This is a genomic window from Nocardiopsis sp. NPDC007018 (assembly GCF_040635075.1).
Classification (GTDB): domain Bacteria; phylum Actinomycetota; class Actinomycetes; order Streptosporangiales; family Streptosporangiaceae; genus Nocardiopsis.
This window is the reverse complement of record NZ_JBEYHA010000047.1, coordinates 23482-42691: the sequence shown is the minus strand read 5'-3', so window position 1 is coordinate 42691 and position 19210 is coordinate 23482. Positions and strand designations below refer to the sequence as shown.

The 19210-nt window shown below is 69.8% G+C and carries 18 protein-coding genes; 9 read left to right on the top strand and 9 right to left on the bottom strand.

The features are described from left to right. Positions 1-128 precede the first annotated feature (128 nt). Positions 129-671: a hypothetical protein gene (locus ABZ635_RS21465; RefSeq protein WP_357768020.1), complete on the bottom strand. Its 543-nt coding sequence runs from the start codon at positions 669-671 to the stop codon at positions 129-131. Between the two features lie 194 nt (positions 672-865). Further along, the gene (locus ABZ635_RS21460; RefSeq protein WP_357768026.1) at positions 866-2317 is read right to left on the bottom strand and encodes an amino acid permease; all 1452 of its coding nucleotides are present in this window, start codon (positions 2315-2317) and stop codon (positions 866-868) included. 318 nt (positions 2318-2635) lie between these two features. Here ABZ635_RS21460 and ABZ635_RS21455 point away from each other — a divergent pair, with 318 nt between their 5' ends. After that, positions 2636-3430, top strand: coding sequence for a class I SAM-dependent methyltransferase (locus ABZ635_RS21455; protein ID WP_357768017.1), 795 nt, complete (start codon positions 2636-2638; stop codon positions 3428-3430). A 75-nt stretch (positions 3431-3505) separates the two neighbouring features. Here the strand turns inward: ABZ635_RS21455 and ABZ635_RS21450 are convergent, their stop codons facing one another. The 4 genes from ABZ635_RS21450 to ABZ635_RS21435 form a co-directional block, all read right to left on the bottom strand. After that, positions 3506-4273 carry an alpha/beta hydrolase gene (locus ABZ635_RS21450; RefSeq protein ID WP_357768014.1) on the bottom strand — a complete coding sequence of 256 codons (768 nt, stop codon included), beginning with the start codon at positions 4271-4273 and terminating at the stop codon, positions 3506-3508. A gap of 8 nt (positions 4274-4281) precedes the next feature. After that, the gene (locus tag ABZ635_RS21445; protein ID WP_357768011.1) at positions 4282-5103 is read right to left on the bottom strand and encodes an exodeoxyribonuclease III; all 822 of its coding nucleotides are present in this window, start codon (positions 5101-5103) and stop codon (positions 4282-4284) included. Between the two features lie 51 nt (positions 5104-5154). Then, the gene (locus ABZ635_RS21440; RefSeq protein WP_357768008.1) at positions 5155-6153 is read right to left on the bottom strand and encodes a tyrosine-type recombinase/integrase; all 999 of its coding nucleotides are present in this window, start codon (positions 6151-6153) and stop codon (positions 5155-5157) included. Between the two features lie 1544 nt (positions 6154-7697). Beyond that, positions 7698-8639, bottom strand: a complete 942-nt coding sequence (locus ABZ635_RS21435) for a hypothetical protein (protein WP_357768005.1) — start codon at positions 8637-8639, stop codon at positions 7698-7700. Positions 8640-8878: 239 nt separating this feature from the next. Here ABZ635_RS21435 and ABZ635_RS21430 point away from each other — a divergent pair, with 239 nt between their 5' ends. Further along, positions 8879-9445, top strand: coding sequence for a hypothetical protein (locus tag ABZ635_RS21430; protein ID WP_357768003.1), 567 nt, complete (start codon positions 8879-8881; stop codon positions 9443-9445). 59 nt (positions 9446-9504) lie between these two features. On the opposite strand, the gene ABZ635_RS21425 is transcribed toward ABZ635_RS21430, so the two are convergent. After that, the gene (locus ABZ635_RS21425) at positions 9505-10260 is read right to left on the bottom strand and encodes a DUF3626 domain-containing protein (protein ID WP_357768000.1); all 756 of its coding nucleotides are present in this window, start codon (positions 10258-10260) and stop codon (positions 9505-9507) included. A 212-nt stretch (positions 10261-10472) separates the two neighbouring features. Then, positions 10473-11498, bottom strand: coding sequence for an acyltransferase domain-containing protein (locus ABZ635_RS21420; RefSeq protein WP_357768023.1), 1026 nt, complete (start codon positions 11496-11498; stop codon positions 10473-10475). A gap of 189 nt (positions 11499-11687) precedes the next feature. Between ABZ635_RS21420 and ABZ635_RS21415 the strand changes: the two genes are divergently transcribed. Genes ABZ635_RS21415 through ABZ635_RS21405 form a run of 3 tightly spaced genes read left to right on the top strand, consistent with a single transcriptional unit; the run spans position 11688 to position 14556 of the window. Continuing rightward, positions 11688-13304, top strand: a complete 1617-nt coding sequence (locus ABZ635_RS21415; protein WP_357767997.1) for an AMP-binding protein — start codon at positions 11688-11690, stop codon at positions 13302-13304. Then, complete coding sequence (locus ABZ635_RS21410) at positions 13301-13927, top strand: hypothetical protein (protein WP_357767994.1); 627 nt, start codon at positions 13301-13303, stop codon at positions 13925-13927. Before ABZ635_RS21415 ends, ABZ635_RS21410 begins: the two co-directional genes overlap by 4 nt. Further along, entirely contained in the window at positions 13924-14556 is a 633-nt protein-coding gene (locus tag ABZ635_RS21405) for a Fic family protein (protein WP_357767992.1), read from the top strand. Before ABZ635_RS21410 ends, ABZ635_RS21405 begins: the two co-directional genes overlap by 4 nt. 96 nt (positions 14557-14652) lie before the next feature. On the opposite strand, the gene ABZ635_RS21400 is transcribed toward ABZ635_RS21405, so the two are convergent. Further along, the gene (locus tag ABZ635_RS21400) at positions 14653-14961 is read right to left on the bottom strand and encodes a 4a-hydroxytetrahydrobiopterin dehydratase (protein ID WP_357767989.1); all 309 of its coding nucleotides are present in this window, start codon (positions 14959-14961) and stop codon (positions 14653-14655) included. Between the two features lie 444 nt (positions 14962-15405). Between ABZ635_RS21400 and ABZ635_RS21395 the strand changes: the two genes are divergently transcribed. From ABZ635_RS21395 to ABZ635_RS21380, 4 genes are read left to right on the top strand one after another with little or no spacing between them, the layout of a single operon-like run. Beyond that, entirely contained in the window at positions 15406-17778 is a 2373-nt protein-coding gene (locus ABZ635_RS21395; protein WP_357767986.1) for a nitrate- and nitrite sensing domain-containing protein, read from the top strand. Continuing rightward, positions 17778-18230, top strand: a complete 453-nt coding sequence (locus tag ABZ635_RS21390) for a roadblock/LC7 domain-containing protein (protein WP_357767983.1) — start codon at positions 17778-17780, stop codon at positions 18228-18230. Before ABZ635_RS21395 ends, ABZ635_RS21390 begins: the two co-directional genes overlap by 1 nt. Beyond that, positions 18227-18595 (top strand): DUF742 domain-containing protein, encoded by a 369-nt coding sequence (locus ABZ635_RS21385; protein WP_357767980.1) that lies wholly within the window; start codon positions 18227-18229, stop codon positions 18593-18595. The genes ABZ635_RS21390 and ABZ635_RS21385 overlap by 4 nt, the downstream gene beginning before the upstream one ends. Positions 18596-18602: 7 nt before the next feature. Next, a complete protein-coding gene (locus ABZ635_RS21380) occupies positions 18603-19184 on the top strand; it encodes an ATP/GTP-binding protein (protein ID WP_357767978.1) in 582 nt (193 codons plus the stop codon). The last annotated feature ends 26 nt before the right edge of the window (positions 19185-19210 follow it).

Genomic DNA, 19210 nt, shown 5'->3' with positions numbered 1-19210 from the left:
GTCCCCTGCGCCAGATCCGCGACGAACGCGTTCGCGGTGGCGAGGACGTGGGCGTCCTCGGTCTCGTCGCCGGGTGCCCCGTAGCCGTCCCTCTCCCGGGCCCCACGGCATTCGGGGCGGTCCGCTCCTCAGGCGTCCTCCAGTCGGTGCCGGGGCTGGTGCTGGGCGGCCGTGACCGGCTCGGAACGGGCGGCGCCGGGGCGGGGCCGGTCCTCGTCCTCGTCGTCGTGGAGGCCCTCGAAGTACTCCTCCCTGGTGGGGCCGTCCTCGTCGTCGCGGACCCAGCGGGCGCCCACGAACACCGGGGTGGCCAGGACCAGGGCCAGGGGCACGAACACGCCCAGGGGCAGCAGGGTCAGGGCGCCCTCCACACCGGGCAGGACCGGCAGGCGCTCCAACAGGTGCGCACGCAGCAGCGCGGTGGCGGTCGCCCCGGCCAGGACCAGGGAGGCCGCGAAGGGCAGCAGGGGGGTCAGGCGCGGCGGGACCGCGACCAGGGCCACCAGCAGGCCCACGCCCACCAGCCCGGCCAGGGCCACCGGGCCGGTGCCCTGAAGGGCGCTGGCCTGGACGGCGTGCAGGCCCCGCAGGTGGGCGAAGGCCCAGCCGGTCAGCAAGAGTAGAACCGGACCCAGGATCAGGCCCGACAGGAAGCCGACGAAGTGTCGCACGGGGGTGCTCCTCTCAGGGGTTGCGCAGCACCCTAGCGACAAAAACGAAGTTCAGCACCATAACCACCAAGATGGGCATCTCGGACATCCCGGGGGAGGGGGCACCCCCAGCCCCACCCACGCCCCCCGCACAACGGCGCGGCGCCGCCCCCCACCAGGCAAGCGACGCCACACCACTACCGGAACGCACCCGATCAGCGCCCCGCACCGCCACCGCCCTCGTCCACAGGCCCCCGCACCCTCGAACCCGACCCCCGCCGGGCACCGGCACCCGCCACCCGATCCAACTCCTCGGGCGTCGCCCGACCCTCCACACCCAACACCAGACGGCTGGGTGCCGTCGCACCGAACACACGACGCACCTCATAGGCCACCACCGCCACCACCACGGCCGCCACCGACGCCCACAACGCCTGACGGTGCTCCTGAAGAGTCGCCATCGCCAAGAAGATCGCCACCAAACCCACCAACGTCGCCCACGTCACATAGGGAAAACCCCACATCCGCAACGTCAACCGCTCCGGCGCACGACGACGCACCCGCGCCCCCACCACCAACTGCGAAGCACAGATCGTCAGGAACAACACCAACAGGATCGCGCCGATCGACGCCACCAGGAACGCGAACACACGACCCGGGAACAGGAAGTCCGCGACCACCGCCGCGTACCCCACCACCGTGCCCAACAGGATCGCCCGCACCGGCACCCCGCGACGGTTGACGCCCTTGAGCACCCGCGGAGCGTCACCCTGGCGCGTCAGCATGAACAACATCCGCGACGACGTGTACATCGCCGCGTTGAGCACGCTCAACACCGCGATCAGCACCACGATCTCCATAATGAGCGCCGCGCCCGGAATCCCCACCGTCTCCATGACCACCACGAACGGGCTGCGGTCCAGATCCGTGGAATTCCACGGCACGACCATCACCACCACCAGGATCGAAGCCACGTAGAACAACCCGATACGCCACAACACGTTCGTGATCGCCGAGGCCACCCCCCGCTCCGGCTCCGCACTCTCCCCAGCGGCGATCGTGATGATCTCCACCCCGCCGAACGCGAACAGCACCACCACCGTGGCACCCAGCACCGCCACCCAACCATTGGGAGCGAACCCGCCCAGATCCCACAGGTGCGCGAACGTCGCCCCTTGCGAACCACTCCACAAACCCAACGCGTACAACCCGCCCACCAGCAAAAACGCCACGATCGTGGCCACCTTCACCAGCGAGAACAACGACTCGGTCTCCGCGAACACCCGCACCGAGACCAGGTTGGCCACCGTCATCGTGAGCAACACGGCCAACGCCAACGCCCACGGCGGCACACCCTCCACCCACTGGCCCAGGATCGCCGCACCGGCCACCGACTCCGCGGCCACCAACACCGCGTACATCCACCAGTACACCCAGCCGATCGCGAACCCCGCCCGCGGCCCGAACGCCAACCGGGCGTAGTCGGAGAAGGAACCCCCGGCCGGAACCGACACCACCATCTCACCCAGGGCCCGCAACGTCAGGAACACCAGCGCCCCCGCCAACGCGTAGGACACCACCGCCGCCGGACCCGCCGTCTGGATCACCGCACCGGAACCGATGAACAGCCCCGCGCCCACCGACCCGCCGATCGCGATCAACGTCATGTGGCGGCGACGCAACGTGTGCGCCAGCCCCGACTCTTCGTCTTTCCTGGTCGTCTCGGGGGACGACTTCTCACTGCCTGTCACGGCCCCACCCTAGGGCGCGACCACGGCCACCCCCCGCACCGACCCCGCAAAACAACCCATCAACCAACGAAAGTGACACACCCCACGCCCACCACCACCCCAACCGACCCCCGCCAGCACCCGCCACCCACCCCCGAAACCCACGACACACCCACGAAACCACTAACTAAAAGCAACAACACTGTTACTTTCTGCAAGCAAAGGCGGCTGACACCACCCACCCCTGGAGCACCCATGCCCACAACCCCAAACATCGACCTCGACCTCATCACCACCCTCTACACCACCCACCGCGACGACCTCGCCCGCGTCCGCGACCAACAACGCCTCCACCACGCCGACGCCGACCCCGCCATGACCCCCCAACTCGACGACCTCGAAGCCGAAATCACCTACCTCCTCCTACGCCACCACCGCCCCGCCAACGTCGTCGAAATCGGCACCTACTACGGCTGGTCCACCTCCTGGATTCTCTCCGCCCTCCGCGACAACGGCACCGGCCACCTCCACTCCTTCGACATCGTCGACCACGCCACCACCCACGTCCCCCCCGAACTCTCCGACGACCGCTGGACCTTCACCAAAGGCGACGTCCGCGCCAAGATCACCCACATCCCCTCCAGCACCGACTACCTCTTCATCGACGCCGCCCACAACGGCTGGTTCGCCCGCTGGTACATCCACCACCTCCTGCCCACCCTGCCCGCCCACATCCCCGTCAGCGTCCACGACGTCTTCCACCAGCGCTACGCCCTCCCCTTCACCGAAGGCGCCGTCATCCTCAAATGGCTCGCCAACAACACCACCGACTACTTCACCGCCTCAGCCGCCCGCGCACCTCACCACCACCAAGCCCTCAACGACCTCAAAGCCGAACTCGGCCTGGACACACCCGTCCGCGACTCCACCCACAACCCCATGATCTTCTTCCGCCTCCCCGAACGCCCCCGCCCCGGACAAGCCGTCCCCCGCCCACCCCGACCCCGCACCCACCACGACGACCCCACCCATGACCCCACCCACAGCTGAACACCACCCCACCCACAGCACAAAAAGAGGGGGCGGCAGGCCACACGGCCCACCGCCCCCTCACACACCAACACCTCAGCCCCCGTCAGCCTCCAACTCCACAGCCGACCCACCCTCCACACCAGCCCGCGCCTCACGCACCCCCACCACATCAGCGGCATCGGACACCATCCGCGAGAAGATCACCGGCTGATCCAGACTCACCATGTGCCCCGCACGCGGAACATTCACCAAACGCCCCTCGACACACGCGTCGAAGAACGCCTTCTCATGAATCCGGAAATGATCCCGCGACCCGTTCACCAACCACACCGGCCCCCCATACGCCGACAACGCCGACAACGCGTCGATCGTCGCCAACTCATCGATCACCGCCGTCGCCGACTCCACCGCCAAACCACCGTCCACCACCGCGTCCGCAGCACCATCACGCAACGTCAACCGATGAAACCGCTCATTGACCGCCGCACCCTTGTCCGGCAACCGCTCCATCAACACCGCCGGAATCCGATACACCTGCGCCAACGACTGATCCGGCTGCGCCGTACAACTGGCCGCCACCAACCCAGCGACCCGCCCCGGCGCCACACCCGCCGCCGCGATCGACACCATCCCGCCCATACTCAACCCCACCAACAGGGCACGCCCACCCACCGAGTCGATGGCATCCAACAACGTGTCCACCGCCCGCCCCACCGAGAACTCCTCACCCCGACGGGACCCGTGCGCCGGAAGATCAGGAGCCACCACCGTCCGCCCCTGCTCCCGAAGGAACTCCACCTGCGGCCGCCACATACTCGACGACGAACGCAACCCGTGCGCCAACACGATCGGAACACCCATCACCACACCTACCTCCCGGCCCCATAGAACACCGTCACCGGAGCGTGATCCGACCAGCGCTCCTCACGGCTGGGATAACGCTCCACCCGCCCCGACAGTGCCCGACCCGCCAACCCCGGCGTCGCCACCTGATAGTCGATCCGCCACCCCGTGTCATTGTCAAAGGCCCGACCCCGATACGACCACCACGAGTACGGCCCCTCCTGACCCGGATACAACGACCGCACCACATCCACATACCCCGCCTCGTCGAACACCCGAGACAACCACGCACGCTCCTCCGGCAAGAACCCCGAGTTCTTCAGATTCCCCCGCCAGTTCCGCAGATCCGCCTCCGTGTGCGCGATGTTCCAGTCACCACACACCACCAGATCCCGACCCCGCTCCTCCACCCGAGCACGCCGCTCCACCAGATACGGCAGGAACGCCGCCATGAAACGCTCCTTCTCCTCCTGACGCGCCGTCCCCACCTCACCCGAGGGCAGATACAGACTCGCCACGCTCACCGCACCGAAATCAGCCTCCACATACCGACCCGACTCCGCGAACTCGGGCGCACCGAACCCCACCCGCACCTCATCAGGCTCCACCCGCGAATACAGCGCCACCCCCGCACGCCCCTTCGCCAACGCCGGACACAACACCACATGCCACCCCGGGGGAGAGGCCACCCCCTCAGGAAGCTGCCCCGCCTCCGCACGCGTCTCCTGCAAACACACCACGTCCGCCTCCGTGGCCGACAACCACGACCCGAACCCCGGTTCCTTCCTCGCAGCCGCCCGCAACCCGTTGACGTTGACGCTGGACACAACAAAACTCGACTGATTCACGCCCCACAGAGTAGCCACAGCCCACCCCCACACCAGCCCCACACAACACCCTCACCCCACCCCACCCACCTCCTCCCCAGCCAACCGCCGCAACACCCCATACGTACGGTTCGACCCCGCCGCCTCACGCTGCGCCCGTGCCGTCACCTCGATATAGGCCTGCGACGACGTCACCGACGCATGCCCCAACAAGTGCATGATCTCCGTGACCGACGCACCGTCCTCCGCCAACCGCGTCGCGAACGTATGCCGCAACGCGTGCACCAACGTCCCCCGCGCCACCCGATCATTCACCCCCGCATGCCGATAACACTGCCTCACCAGGTACTGCAACCCACCCCGACGCAACCCCTCACCCCGGTTGTCCACCAACAACGGATCACCACCCCGCACCGCCACCCCGAACCGCACCCGCCGCGACTCCAGATACGCCTCCAACAACGCCTCCAACGGCACCTCGATCGGCAACACACGCTCACCGCCCCCCTTGCCCACCACCCGAATCCGCCGCTCGCCCGGCCGCCCACCCAACGACTCCACCCGCAACGACAACATCTCCGCCGACCGCATCCCCGTCAGCAACGCCAACGCCAACACCGCCAGATCCCGCTCCGGCCACGGATCTCGCGCACGCCGCGCCCCCCGCGCCAACGCCTCCAACAACCGCTCCGGAGTGTCCTCACCCATCAACGGCTTGGGACCCGAAGGACGCACCCGCGGCCGAGGCACCGCCGACATCGGATTCCCCGCCACCACCCCCTCCGACACCCAGAACGCGAAGAACCCGTTCCACGTCGACCACGCCCGCAACACACTCGACGCCGCCCGCTCCTCAGCGAACTCCGCGAACCCCTCCCGCAACACCCCCGCCTCCAACTCCACCAACCCCACCCCACCCGGCTCACACCCCAACGCCCGCCCCACACACCCCAACACACCCACCAGATCCCGCCGATACGCCGCCACCGTGTGCGGGGACGGCTTCGCCGCCCGCCGCGCCACCAAATACCGCTCGATCGCCCGCTCCACCGACACACCGTCACCACTCATGCCCCCAGCATTCCCGATCCCGGCCCACACCGGGCCCCCCAACCCACCCCGACCCCCTCACCCCCACGGAGCGGCCAAAGGCCGCAGCCGAAACCGTCGTCAGCGCCCTGCACCCCACCACCGCCATCGCCCGCGCCTCCCTGATCCGCGGCGGCGACTCACCACCGCACTGCGCGGCGCCCGCGACTTCGGGAGACACCCAGTCAGCGACACCGCCAGGGGGAGGTCTTCCACGCCGCCGTTGTGTACGTACGTCCACACGATCGGACGTGCGCGCTCACACCGGGTGCGAGCGGTGACTCCGGGGGAGTGGGGCCCCATCGATCACATCTGACCTGCGAAGACTTAGGCTTTGGCTTCTTGCGGCGGGCAGGCGGGGACTCGGGGACGCGAGCCAGGGGAGTGGCGGAACGGATGTGTACGGCCGTCCAAGGAGTGTGCACCCCGCACCCAGGGGAACAGGTGTTCGACAGTGGATCGCCCCAGCAAGGAGGGCGACTCCCGCCAGCGAGGGCGGGGAAGCCGACACCGAGCACTCTGCAAGTCATCTCGGTCATGTGTCGTCAAACAACCACAAAAGGATGCATAACACCGTTTATGCATGAAACATGGAGAGGTCGCGCCCCAGAAGGGGCCTCGGGTCAGACCCCACCCGCCATGAACAACCGCAGGTCAGCGAGTGAACCACGGACACCCCCGGCCATGCGGGAATCTCCCGCCCGAACACGGACGGGAACACACGGCGTCGGCACACGAAGGCCCCCAAGGGGCCACAACGACAGATCCGGGCGGATTCACCCGAACGGGCCACGACTACAGACCGTGTGACCCGAGGGCTCGCCACTGGCCGGGGATTCGTCCGCAGGGCCCTGAACAGGCCCGAGGCGCCGTTCGTCCACGTCCCGAGAAGCGACGTTGTCCACAGGCGTCGGCTCGGGGGTTGTCAGATCGGGCCGCTGAGGAGCACGCTCGAATGCGGGGGCTCCACGCTCCGCCAGCGGACGCTCACAGCGCCCCCGCATCGACGCTAGCCCGAGAACGCCTGCGCCCGCCAGTACGCACCCAGCTCCCTGTGGACAACAGCCCCACCAAGGGTGACGCGCACGGCGCCCGCAGCGCGGTGCGCCCCGGTTCCTCCACGGTCCCCACGACCAGGCCCTCAACGGCTCCCGGCGGCGCACCTGCGGGCCCCCAGAACCCACCCAAAGCGCGAAAACCCCTTCCCCACCGGCCTTCCCCTATCGCCGATAATGCACATTATGTCAAGTAGAGCGAGTGAAGGGCTCCCCGCCACCACCAACACCCCCGCGTCGCACCAAGAACCAGGAAAATCGCCCTCCCGCACCCGAGCCCCTCGTCACCGCACCCGAACCCACCACCTCCGCCCCTTCCCAGAGAGCGAACCGGCCCACCCCACAACACACACCCGAACACGAAGCGTCCCGACCCACACACGCCACCGCACACCGTCCCCAGACCCCCACGACCGCGGAACACACCCCGACCATCCCGCCCCACACAGCCACTCCCACGCGGACACCCCCTCACCGCACCCGCGCCACCACCTCCTGCGCCTGCTCACCCCCAACACCCCGCACGGACCCCGCCAGCTCCACCATGTCCAACTCCGGCATCTCCATCGTCGGCGTCCCATCCTTCAACCTGGGCACACGCGGACTCAACAACACCACGACCCCCTCCTCAACCTCCACCCACGCCTGCAACGACCGAAACGCACCACCGGTGTTGTCATACACCGTCACCGCACCATGCCGCGCACACCACTCACCCCCCGCCTCCTCACCCGCACACTCCACCCAGCGCGGCAACCCCGACTCCCCTGGCCCCTCCTCCTCCCGCACGATCGTGCGCACCTCCAACGTCAACCCCTTCTCCCCCACCCCACGCGGCTCATAGGAGATCTCCACCGGCGATCGACCACCCCTCACCTCCATCGACACCGGCTCCCACCCCGGCGCCTCCAACACCCCGACCACCACTGCCAACCCCGCGACCTCCCGCGCCAACGCATCGTTCTCCCGCATCTCCTCAGCACGCCGTTGCCCCCACGACACCCCCAACGCCGCAGCACTCAACACCAACACCACCCCCACCGAGACCACCACCCGCAACACACCCGACCGCATCACCCACACCACCGCCGCACCCACCAGCGCCACGACCAGACACCACCCCGCCAACGCCACCGGGTCGGGGGCCACCGCCACCCCCCACCACAACCGCAGCGCCCCCACCACAGCACCAACACCCGCCGACGTCAGCACCACCAACGGCAACTCCCACGACCGCTCCACCGCACCATGGCGCCGCATCCACACACGAAACCCCCACCACGTCCCCCCGACCACCGCAAAACCCGCCAACGCAACCAACGCCACCGCACCGTCATCGGCACCCAGAGCGAACCCGCCCACCACCACCGACGCCGGCAGCAGCAACCCCCACAACGGCGCCAACAGCAGCACACACCCCACACCCGTCCACGGCGGCGCCCCCTCCGACCCGGCACGCTCCGCCACGGCCAGACGGCTCCCGGACTCCTCAACGGGCTCGGACTCAAGAGCGGACTCGGGCTCAGTACTCAACGGCGCTCCTCACAGACACGGTCTCCGGGTCCGATGCCCCGCCCCGCCACCGAGTTCACCCCCCGCCCACGCTCCTACACTCGAACACGAGCCCCGACCCCCACCAGCAACGGCAGAACATGGACGACAGCCAGCACACCCCCGAACACGACCACAGCCAGCAGTACCTGGCCGCCCTGTCACTACGCCGCACACTGACCGCCGCCCACTCCCTCACCCAACACACGCCCCACCCCCACCACCCCGAGCGCACCGACCCACGCCCCCAAGGACTACCCCTCCCCCTCGTCACCCTGGGCCTGGCCGTCTCCCTCGCCGCCACCGCCAGCACCCTGTGGGCCCTCACCCCCTGGCTGCCCTGGTGGGCCCTCATCCTCACCGCACCACTGGCCGCCGCCCCCGCCCTGATCACCGGCACCATCGCCCTGCTCCCCCTCATCGTCTCCACCACCCGCAGACGACAGGGCCACCCCACCGGCCGCGACTGGATCACCCCCACCACCCTGACCCTCCTCGCCTGCGCCTTCCCCCTCCTGTCCCCACTGCCCACCTGGGCCAACGCCCTCATCCTGTGGACGCTGCTGCTCACCGCCACACTCCTGAGCACCTACCGGGCCCTGCCCGCCCTGGGCCGCGACATCGACCTCGACCACGCCCGCGCCACCTGGGACACCCACCCCGACTGAACCACCACCCGGCGCCCACACCACCCGGCCACACCACAGACACCACAGACACCACCACCTCACCCCCCACCCGGCGCACCAAACCTCGCCAGACAGTGCCACAACCGCTTCACCACCCGCGGCTCGAACAACCCCGACCGCGCCGCCCCACCCACCACCCACGGCGTCAACCACCCCCGCACCGCCACCCGCTCACCCGCCTCCACCACCTCCGACCCCCGAAACCCCCGACGCCGACGCAACTCCCCCACCCCCAACCGAAACCCCCCGTGCCACGACACCGCACACCCCAACCGACCCGCCGCCTCCTCCACCCAGGTCCCACGAAAACTCGGATCCAACACCACCTCCACCACGTCCGCGCCCCACCGCACGGGCCCATGCACCTGCGCCTCCACGTACTCGTCCAACACATCCCGCCCACCCCCGGCACGAGCCAACCCCACCAACCCCATCCGCTCCCCCACCCCGAACGCCGACGGCTCGAACGTGCTGTCCGGATAACAGAACGTCGTCCGACCCACCACCGACTCCCCCAACCGGAAGAAACACGACCCGAACCTCGGCGCCGCCCCCACAGCACTCCCCGCCCAGTCCAACGCCCCGTACACCGGCCGCGCACACACCGGCGCCCGGTCATAGGCCCCACCAAACATCCGGCTCTCCCACCGCCACCGGTCACCGCCCTCGAACGCCGTCAACCCGCCGTTACCCACCCCCGTCACGAACTGCGACCGGTACACCCCCTCCGCCGCCATCCGCTCCACCACGGTCGACCGGCCCACCCCACGATCCGGATGAAAGTTCAACGTCACCGACCACCCCCGCTCGAACCCACCACCCCACGACGCCCCACGCACCCACGCCAACGCCCGCCGCGCCGCACGCCCACCCGCCACCGGGTCACACCCCGCACCACACCCACACACACCCGTCACACCCACCACACCTCCAGCAACACCACACACCAGCCTCACCACAAAAAAGGGGGCCCGCCACCCGGCAGACCCCCCACACACGCACCCGCTCACGGCAGACGCAACCACCCCGTACACACCCGCAACCCCGCACCCGATTCCAACCGCTCCACCGCCGCTCGCTCCAACCGCGTCCGCCGCGGCGCCGCCCCCACATCCACCCGCGGCATCCCGAACACGAACCGGAACACATCCCCCTCACCCGGCGAACCCCCACCCACCAACGTGAACCGCCGCTGGAACCGCACGATGTTCGACCCCTCCCCCAACACCTCACCCCACCACGGGTCCAACAACCACGACGTACACGTCGCCACCACCGGATCGATCCCCAACTGCTCCCGAGCGAACGGCCCCGCCAACGCCAACGCCTCATCCACCGACGCCGGGTCCAACCCACCCGACGGAATGTGCAACCTCAACACGGGATCTCCCGGAGCCAACCCCTCACCCCAACCAGCCGCCTCCTCGGCCGAATACCAGCTCACCACCCCCTGATCCCCCAACACCGCGGGCTCCAACTGCAAACCCCCCACCCAGAACAACCGCCCGCGGAACTGCGCCGCCACCCACGCCGCCGTCTCCACACTCAACCGACCGAACAACCACCGCGACCGCGCCACCTGCACACCCACGTCAGCCAACGACGCCACCGTCACCGAACGGTCCACACCCCGCTCCGCACCCCGCCGCAACTGCTCCGGCACCATCGCCACGAACGCCCACAACGCCGCCACCCGCACCCGCGCGTCCTCAGCCCCCACCAACGTCGGCCACGGCCGCCACACCCCCACCGGCAGATCCGCGTCAGCCCACAACCGCCGGTACATACACCCCACCAGGTGCCACAACTCCTCCGGCCACACACCCCCCGGCCCCTCCGACCCCGGCCACAACCCCTCCACCTCCACACGGTCGTCCTCCGCAAGGACGAACATGTCCAACACCCCACCCGCCTCCGCCAACGAAGGCACCCTCAACCCCACCCCCGGTTCCGGCAACCCCTCACACGCCGCCAACCACTCACGCACACCCTCGTCGAGCCCGAACCGATCCACCACACGCGCACTGTCCATGCGCACATCCTGACGCCCCACCCCACCCCAAGGGAAGAACAACACCACCCCCAAACACCGCAAAACACCCCTACCCCCCACCCGCACAACCCACCCGATGAGACCAGACCCACACCACCACACCCAGGGGGCATAGAGTTGTGACCACCCACCAAGCACCACACCCACCGAAGACGAGGAACACCACCGATGTCCGACCCAGCGCAACTCCTGCGCGACTGGATCGCCACCTACGACACCCCCACCACGTCGGTGGCCCACCTCCTCTGCGACCGCCACGACCCCCACACCACCGCCACCACCGAAATCGGCCCCACTCTCGAACCCACCACCCTCACCTACGGCCAACTCCGAGAACGCTCCCAATCCCTCGCCACCGGCCTCACCCACCTCGGCATCCAACCCGGCGACCGCATCGCCACCCTCATCCCCAAGGGCATCGACCTCACCATCACCGCCCTCGCCACCTGGCGCATCGGCGCCGTCCTCGTCCCCCTCCTCTCCTCCTTCGCCCCCTCCGCCATCACCCAACGCCTCACCGACTCCCACACCCGCCTCGTCATCTGCGCCGACGAATACCGCACCAAACTCGACCCCACCCCCCACACACCCACCCACCCCACCTGGACCATCGCCACCACCGGAAACCAACCCCTCCGCAACGGCGACCACACCCTCACCACCCTCAGCAACCACCCCCCACACACCACCCCCCACACCACCACCGGCAACGGCGACATCGCCACCGTCTACGTCTCCAACCTCATCGGCCCACCCCGCGGCGTCCGCGTCCCCGCCCGCGCCCTCTCGGCCATGCACGCCTACCACCACTACGGCCTCGGCGTCCACGACGACGACGTCTACTGGAACACCGCCGACCCCGGCTCCGCCTACGGCCTCTACCACGGCCTCATCTCCCCCCTCCTCGCCGGACACAACTCCCTCGCCCTCCGCGCCGGCTTCTTCGACCCCGAACTCACCCTCGACGTCCTCGGCCTCTACCAGGTCACCAACTTCGCCTCCGACCCCACCACCTACCGCACCCTCCGCGCCGCCACCAAAACCCTCCCCCCCGAGATCGTCGTCCAACGCCTCGCCAGCGCCGGAGAACCCCTCTCCCCCGACGTCATCGACTGGGCCACCGACCTCTTCGGCGTCCCCATCCGCGACCACTACGGCCAAACCGAACTCGGCTGGTGCGCCGGACTGCCCAACGGCGACCACCCCACCCCCGCCACCACCACACCCCCCGGAGCCATCGGCCCCGCCCTCCCCGGCTGGAACATCCAAGTCCTCGAAGCCCTCACCGACGAACCCGCACCCCTGGGCGCCTACGGCCGCATCGCCATCGACCGCGCCCACAGCCCCCTCGACTGGTTCCACGGCTACCTCGGCTACGAGAACACCATCGACATCCGCCACACACCAGACGGCGCCTACCACCTCACCGGCGACACCGGCATCATGGACCGCCAAGGCAACCTGCACTTCTCCACCCGCGACAACGGCGCCATCATCACCCGCAGCTACCGCATCGGCCCCACCGAAGTCGAAGCCGTCCTCAACACCCACCCCGCCGTCGAAGAGAGCGGCGTCTACGCCATCCCCGACGACCTCGCCGGACACCTCGTCGGCGCCCGCGTCGTCCTCACCCAGGGACACACCGGCACACCAGAACTCGCCGAAGAACTCCGCGCATGGGTCCGCACCCGCTTCGCCCCCCACGCCGCACCCCACACCATCGACTTCACCGACGAACTCCCCCGCACCGCCTCCGGAAAGATGCGCCGCGCCCGCCTACGATGACCCCGCTCACCTGGGCCGACTGCGACCCCCAACGCCACCCCGCCCCCACCACACCCGACGAACTCCACGACCTGGAGCACACCCTCACCCGACTCATCACCACCCACCACGGCACCCCCGCCTTCCACCACACCATCACCCACCACCTCACCCACCACTACGGCCCCTGGGCCCGAACCTGGTCCACCCACCACACCCCCACCCCCGACACCTGGTGCTGCACACCCCACTCCGTCGACCCCGAACACCCCCGCACCACCGCGACCCTCATCACCGACAACCTCCGACGCCAACGCGCCTGGTACGAACACCTCGCCACCGTCTTCACCGAACTCACCCCACCCCCACACCAGACCGCCGCCCAACACACCCGCCACCTCCACCAGGCCACCACCCGCCTCATCAACCTCGCCGTCACCCACACCGACGCCATGGACGCCTGGTACCTCGAACTCCACCACCTCCTCGCCCTCTACCTCACCCACCAGGGACACACCCACCCCGACCTCCACGAACAGATCGAGACCCTCCTCGAGGACCGCTTCGACAGCTGGACCGGCCCCGACCCCACCACGACCACCACCGTCGCCACCGACATCGCCCACGCCTTCACACCACGATGACCAGCGACGCGCTCACCACCTGGCTCCACACCCGCCACCACACCGACTGGACCCACACCCTCACCACACCCCCCACCGCCCCCTTCACCCCCACACGCGACGGCTTCACCCACTGGTGCCACACCACCGTCCACCCCCGCGACCCACAACGCGCCCGACGCCTCCTGGCCGCCCACCAACTGACCACCCGCGACGCCCGACGCGGAGCCCCCCTCACCCCCCGCCTCACCGCCCACTGGCAACAGCGCGTCCTGGGCACACCCGACCCACCCCCGCTCCGCACCCACCCCGCACACGCCAAGAACGGCGCCGAACGCTACGGCCTGCGCCCGAACACGTGGACCACCTACGCCCGCGCGCTCGCCCAGAGCCGACAGCCCCACGTCCCCCTCCCGGCCCGCGCGGCACGCGCCTACCTCGACGTGGCCTTCTTCCACCCCTTCGAGGACGGCAACGCCCGCGCCGCCCTGCTCACCCTCGTCTTCGTCCTGGCACGCGAGGGCAGGGGGCTCGACCAGGTCGGTCCCCTGCAACTCCCCCGCCACGCCGACGACCCCGCGGGCGCACAGGACCTGATCCGGCTCGTCGACACGCTCGTGCGGTGCGCGGCCCTGCGGGCCCGCTCGTGAACGGTCGGGCGGCGCCCGTACCGTTGCCCAGGGGCGGACCGCGGCGGTGGGGCCGCGACCTCGTGGCGGTGTCGGCCTCGCGGGCCCGTGGGCGAGTCAGTCCGCCAGTTGGGCCGTGTCGCGCACCAGGTCGTCGAGCCGGGCCGCCAGGGCCATGTCCCGCTCGGTGAGGCCGCCCTCGTCGTGGGTGCTCAACGCCAGCCGTACGGTGGCGTACCGGATGTCGATGTCGGGATGGTGCCCCGCCTGTTCGGCGGCCTGTGCCACCTCGTTCACCAGTGACACCGCCTCCAGGAAGCCGACCAGTCGCACCGTGCGGTGGATGAGGCCGCCCTCGGCGTCCCACTCCCAGTCCTCCAGGTGTTCGAGCCCGTCACGGATCTCGTCGTCGTTCAGGCGCGCCATGGATTCCCCCTCGTTCGTCGGACGCTCCGTTGTGGTCCCCTACCCGGTGCGGGGTGAAGCGCATCCATCCGTGTCGTAGTGGAACCCTGACGGAGGGTGCCGGTTTCGGTGCCAATCCGGGATTGGCCGGAACCGGCCGCCCCAGCGGGGTCATGATGTCCGCTTCGAACGGAGCCCGTCGGTGGTCGGTGCGGCGTGAGCCGCTCCATTGTGTGATGAGGTCGTTTCTTGAAAGGACGCCGGACCTTTACGACGTAGATTCATAAAGCTTCTCTCTCGGTACTCCGTGAGACACCCCCGATCCCCACCGTGACATCCGCATCCGGCCACCCCCGAAACCTTGCAAATCCCCCTCCAGAGCGGTTCACTCTGGGAAACCACGCCCCCGCTCCCCCACCCGCGCCCCCACCGGCCAAGCGCGCCCCTCCCCCCGGAAGCGAGCCCATGCCCCACCAGAAGCGCTCCTCGCTTCGTGCCCGCATGATCAGCCTGGTGCTCCTGCCCAGCACCGCCCTCCTGGTCCTGTGGGCGGTGCTGAGTACCGTCCTGGCCACCGACATCCGCGACCTGAACGCCACCACGGCCTTCATCGACGAGGTCGGCGAACCCGTCGTGGACGTCATCACCCACCTCCAGCGGGAGCGGCGCACCACCATGGCCGCCAGCCACCGGCCCACCCGTGGCGCCCTCGAACGCCTCGACACCGCCCGTACCGCCACCGACGACGCCGTCCTCACCCTCGAACGAGCGCTGGCCCCCTACGACCGGGACGACCTCTCCGCCGAGGTCCACGCCCTCCGGAGCCAGCTGAACATGCTGCCCCGCCACCGCACCGAGGAGGTCGACGGCCTCTCCCCCGACGACGACGCCCTGGAGGCGGCGGCCGAGCCCTACGACCGCATGATCGAGTCGGGGCTGGAGATCTGGGACGCCCAGGTGGACCGCACCGACGTCGCCCTCTCCCCCCGCCTGCGCTCCCTCGCCTCCCTGCTGCGCTCCCGGGAGTACCTCAGCCAGCAGGACGCCGTCCTGGCCCACTCCATGGCCACCAACACCTTCACCGCCGGGGCCCACACCCGGTTCGCCTCCGCCGCGGGCGCGCAGCGCCACACCTGGGCCCGGGTGGAACCCGCCAGCAGCGCCCAGGGCGGCCAGGACCACCACGAACTCAGCGGGTCCAGCCAGCAGAGGTCGGTATACCGCCTCCAGGAGATGGTCATCGGCAACCCCGGCGGCCCCGGAGCCCGCATCCCCGTCAACGCCCGCAGCTGGAGCGAGGCCACCGGTGCCCTGGACGAACGCCTGCGCGCCATGGAGCGCGCCCGTATGGCACAGATCGTCGACCTGGGCCACACCCACTCACGCGACCTGCTCCTGAGCGTGCTCCTGGTCAGCGTCGTCGCCCTGGTGGTCGCCCTGGCGTCGGTGGTGGTGGCGGTGACCGGCTCCCAGAAGCTGGGTCGGCGCCTCCAGGACCTGCGCACGCACACCCTGCACCACGCCCGGTTCCGGCTGCCCCAGCTGACCGCGCGGCTGCGCGCCGGCGAGAGTGTGGACGTGGACGCCGAGGCTCCCCCGCCCACGGGTTCGCCCCGGGACGAGCTGGGGCAGGTGGCGGAGGCGTTCGACGACGCCCAGAGGGCCGCGGTGGTGGCCGCCGTGGAAGAGGCCCAGGTGCGGGCGGGGGTGCGCAACGTGTTCCGCAACATCACGCGGCGCACGCAGTCGCTGGTGCACCGGCAGTTGTCGCTGCTGGACCGTCTGGAACGGACCGAGACCGATCCTCAGGTGTTGGAGTCGCTGTTTCGGATCGACCACTTCAGCACGCAGATGCGGCGCAACGCGGAGAACCTGATGCTGCTCAGCGGCGACCGTCCCTCGCGGGTCGGGGGCGCGTGCGTGGGGTTGCACGAGGCGGTACGGGCGGCGGCCAGCGAGATCGAGGACTACGCCCGGGTGCGGGTCCTGGCCCTGCCGCAGGTGACGTTGCCCGCCGAGGCCGGTTCCGACCTGGTGCGGCTGTTGGCGGAGCTGGTGGAGAACGCGGCGTCGTTCTCGCCGCCGGGGACGGAGGTGACCGTGCGCGGTCGCACGCTGGAGGGCGGTGGCTGCCTGGTCGAGGTCGAGGACGAGGGTCTGGGGATGACCTCCGACCAGGTGGAGTGGGCCAACGCGTTGCTGTCCGAACCTCCGGGGTTCGACCTGGCGCGTATGCGTGAGGACTCCCAGCTGGGGTTGTTCGTGGTGGGCACGATCGCGGAACGGCACGGGTTCGGGGTGGAGCTGAGGGCCAGTCCCTACCGGGGGACGCGGGCGCTGGTGCGCGTCCCGGAGGGGCTGGTGGAGCGCAGGGGCGTGACCGGGCCGCTGCGCCGTGAGGACCTGTTGGGTCCCGAGGCGGCGGCCGGGAGGGGCCCGGTGGAGGGTTCCGCCCCCGTGACGGCGGTGGCCCGGGGAGTGGACACGGGTGGCGTCCCCGGGGGTGCTGGTGAGGGGCCCGGGACGGAGCGGGTGGAGGCCCTGCCGGGCGGACCGTCGGCCTCTTCGGCGTCGGGTCGGACCTACATGGGGTTGCCGGTACGTCGTCGCCGGGGGTCGGACGCTGCCCCGGAGCCGGGTGTGGCCGGGGCCGGTGCGCCCGCGGGTGAGGAGGCCGGGGAGCCCACCGGCGGGCAGCGTTCCCTGTCGGAGATCAGGTCCATGATGAGCGCCTTCCAGGCCGGTACCGTGCGCGGTCGCGCGGACGCCGCCGGTTCCGGAGAGGTTGGGGGCGCGCCCGATCGGGCGGCGCGTCCGGGTGAGAGCACGAAAGGGTGATGTCGGTGTCCGCTGGTATGACGGCTGAGGAGCGCGGCGGTGTGGACGGGGAGTCCGCCGGACAGCGTCTGGACTGGTTGATGGGTGACCTGGTGGAGCGGGTGGCGGGGGCGCGTCAGGCGTTGCTGTCGTCGGCGGACGGGTTGCTCCTGTCGGGTTCGGCGGGTGTGGGGCGCGAGGAGGGTGAGAGGCTGGCGGCCATCGCGTCGGGGTTCGCGAGTCTGGCCCGGGGCGCGCGGGCGCAGGTGGGCGCGGCGGAGGTGCGCCAGTGCGTGGTGGAGATGGACAACGTGTTCTTCTTCGTGTTGCCCGCCGGGCGGGGTGCGCAGTTGGCCTTGGTGGCCGACTCCACGTGCGACATGGGGCAGGCCGCCTTCGAGGTGCACCGCCTGGTGCGCCAGGTCGGTCCCTACCTGTCGGCTCTGCCACGGAGGCGGGGAGGGCGGGGATGAGGCCGGTGCCTGCGGAGGAGGGGTGGTCGGCGGAGTCGAGTCTGATTCGCCCGTACTCGTTGACGGGGGGTCGTACGCGTCCGTCTCGGACGGACTTCTCGATGACTTCGCAGGTGGTGGCGGTGTCTGCGCAGGAGCGGTGGGAGGTGGACCCGGAGTTGGAGCTGATCCTGGCGGTGTGCGCGCGCCCGGTGTCGGTGGCGGAGGTGGCCGCGCGGTCGGGGTTCGCGTTGGGGGTGTTGCGGGTGCTGTTGGCCGACCTGTTGGATCAGGGTCTGGTGGTGGTGCACACCTCCGACTGGGAGAGGCAGAGGCCTGACGCGCGCACGTTGCGGTCCGTTCTGGACCGTATCCGGGAGTTGTGAGGTGTTGATGGAGGGCTCGGAGGCCCAGGGTGGTCCCGTTCCGGACACGTTGAAGATCGTGGTCGCGGGTGGTTTCGGGGCGGGCAAGACGACGCTGGTCTCGGCGTTGAGTGAGGTGGAGTCGTTGCACACGGAGGAGGTGATGACCTCCGAGAGCGTGGGCGTGGACGATCTGGACGGTGTGGAGGGCAAGACCACGACGACGGTGGCGCTGGACTTCGGTCGGATCACGCTGGACGAGTCGACGGTGGTGTACCTGTTCGGTACTCCGGGGCAGCGGCGGTTCTCGTTCATGTGGGAGGAGCTGGCGCAGGGCGCGTTGGGAGCGGTGGTGCTGGCGGACACGCGCCGGTTGGCGGACTCCTTCGACGCGATCGACTTCTTCGAGTCGCGCGGGGTGCCGTTCGTGGTGGCGGTGAACTGTTTCGACGGTCAGCGCACGCACCGTGCGGAGGACGTGCGGGTGGCGTTGGACGTGGTGGAGGGGGTTCCGGTGTTGTTGTGCGATGCCCGTGATCGTGAGTCGGTCAAGGAGGTCGTGGTGGAGTTGGTGTCGTTGGTGTTGCGTCTGGAGTTGTCGGGGGCCTAGCCGGGGTGGGCGGGTGCGGGCCGAAA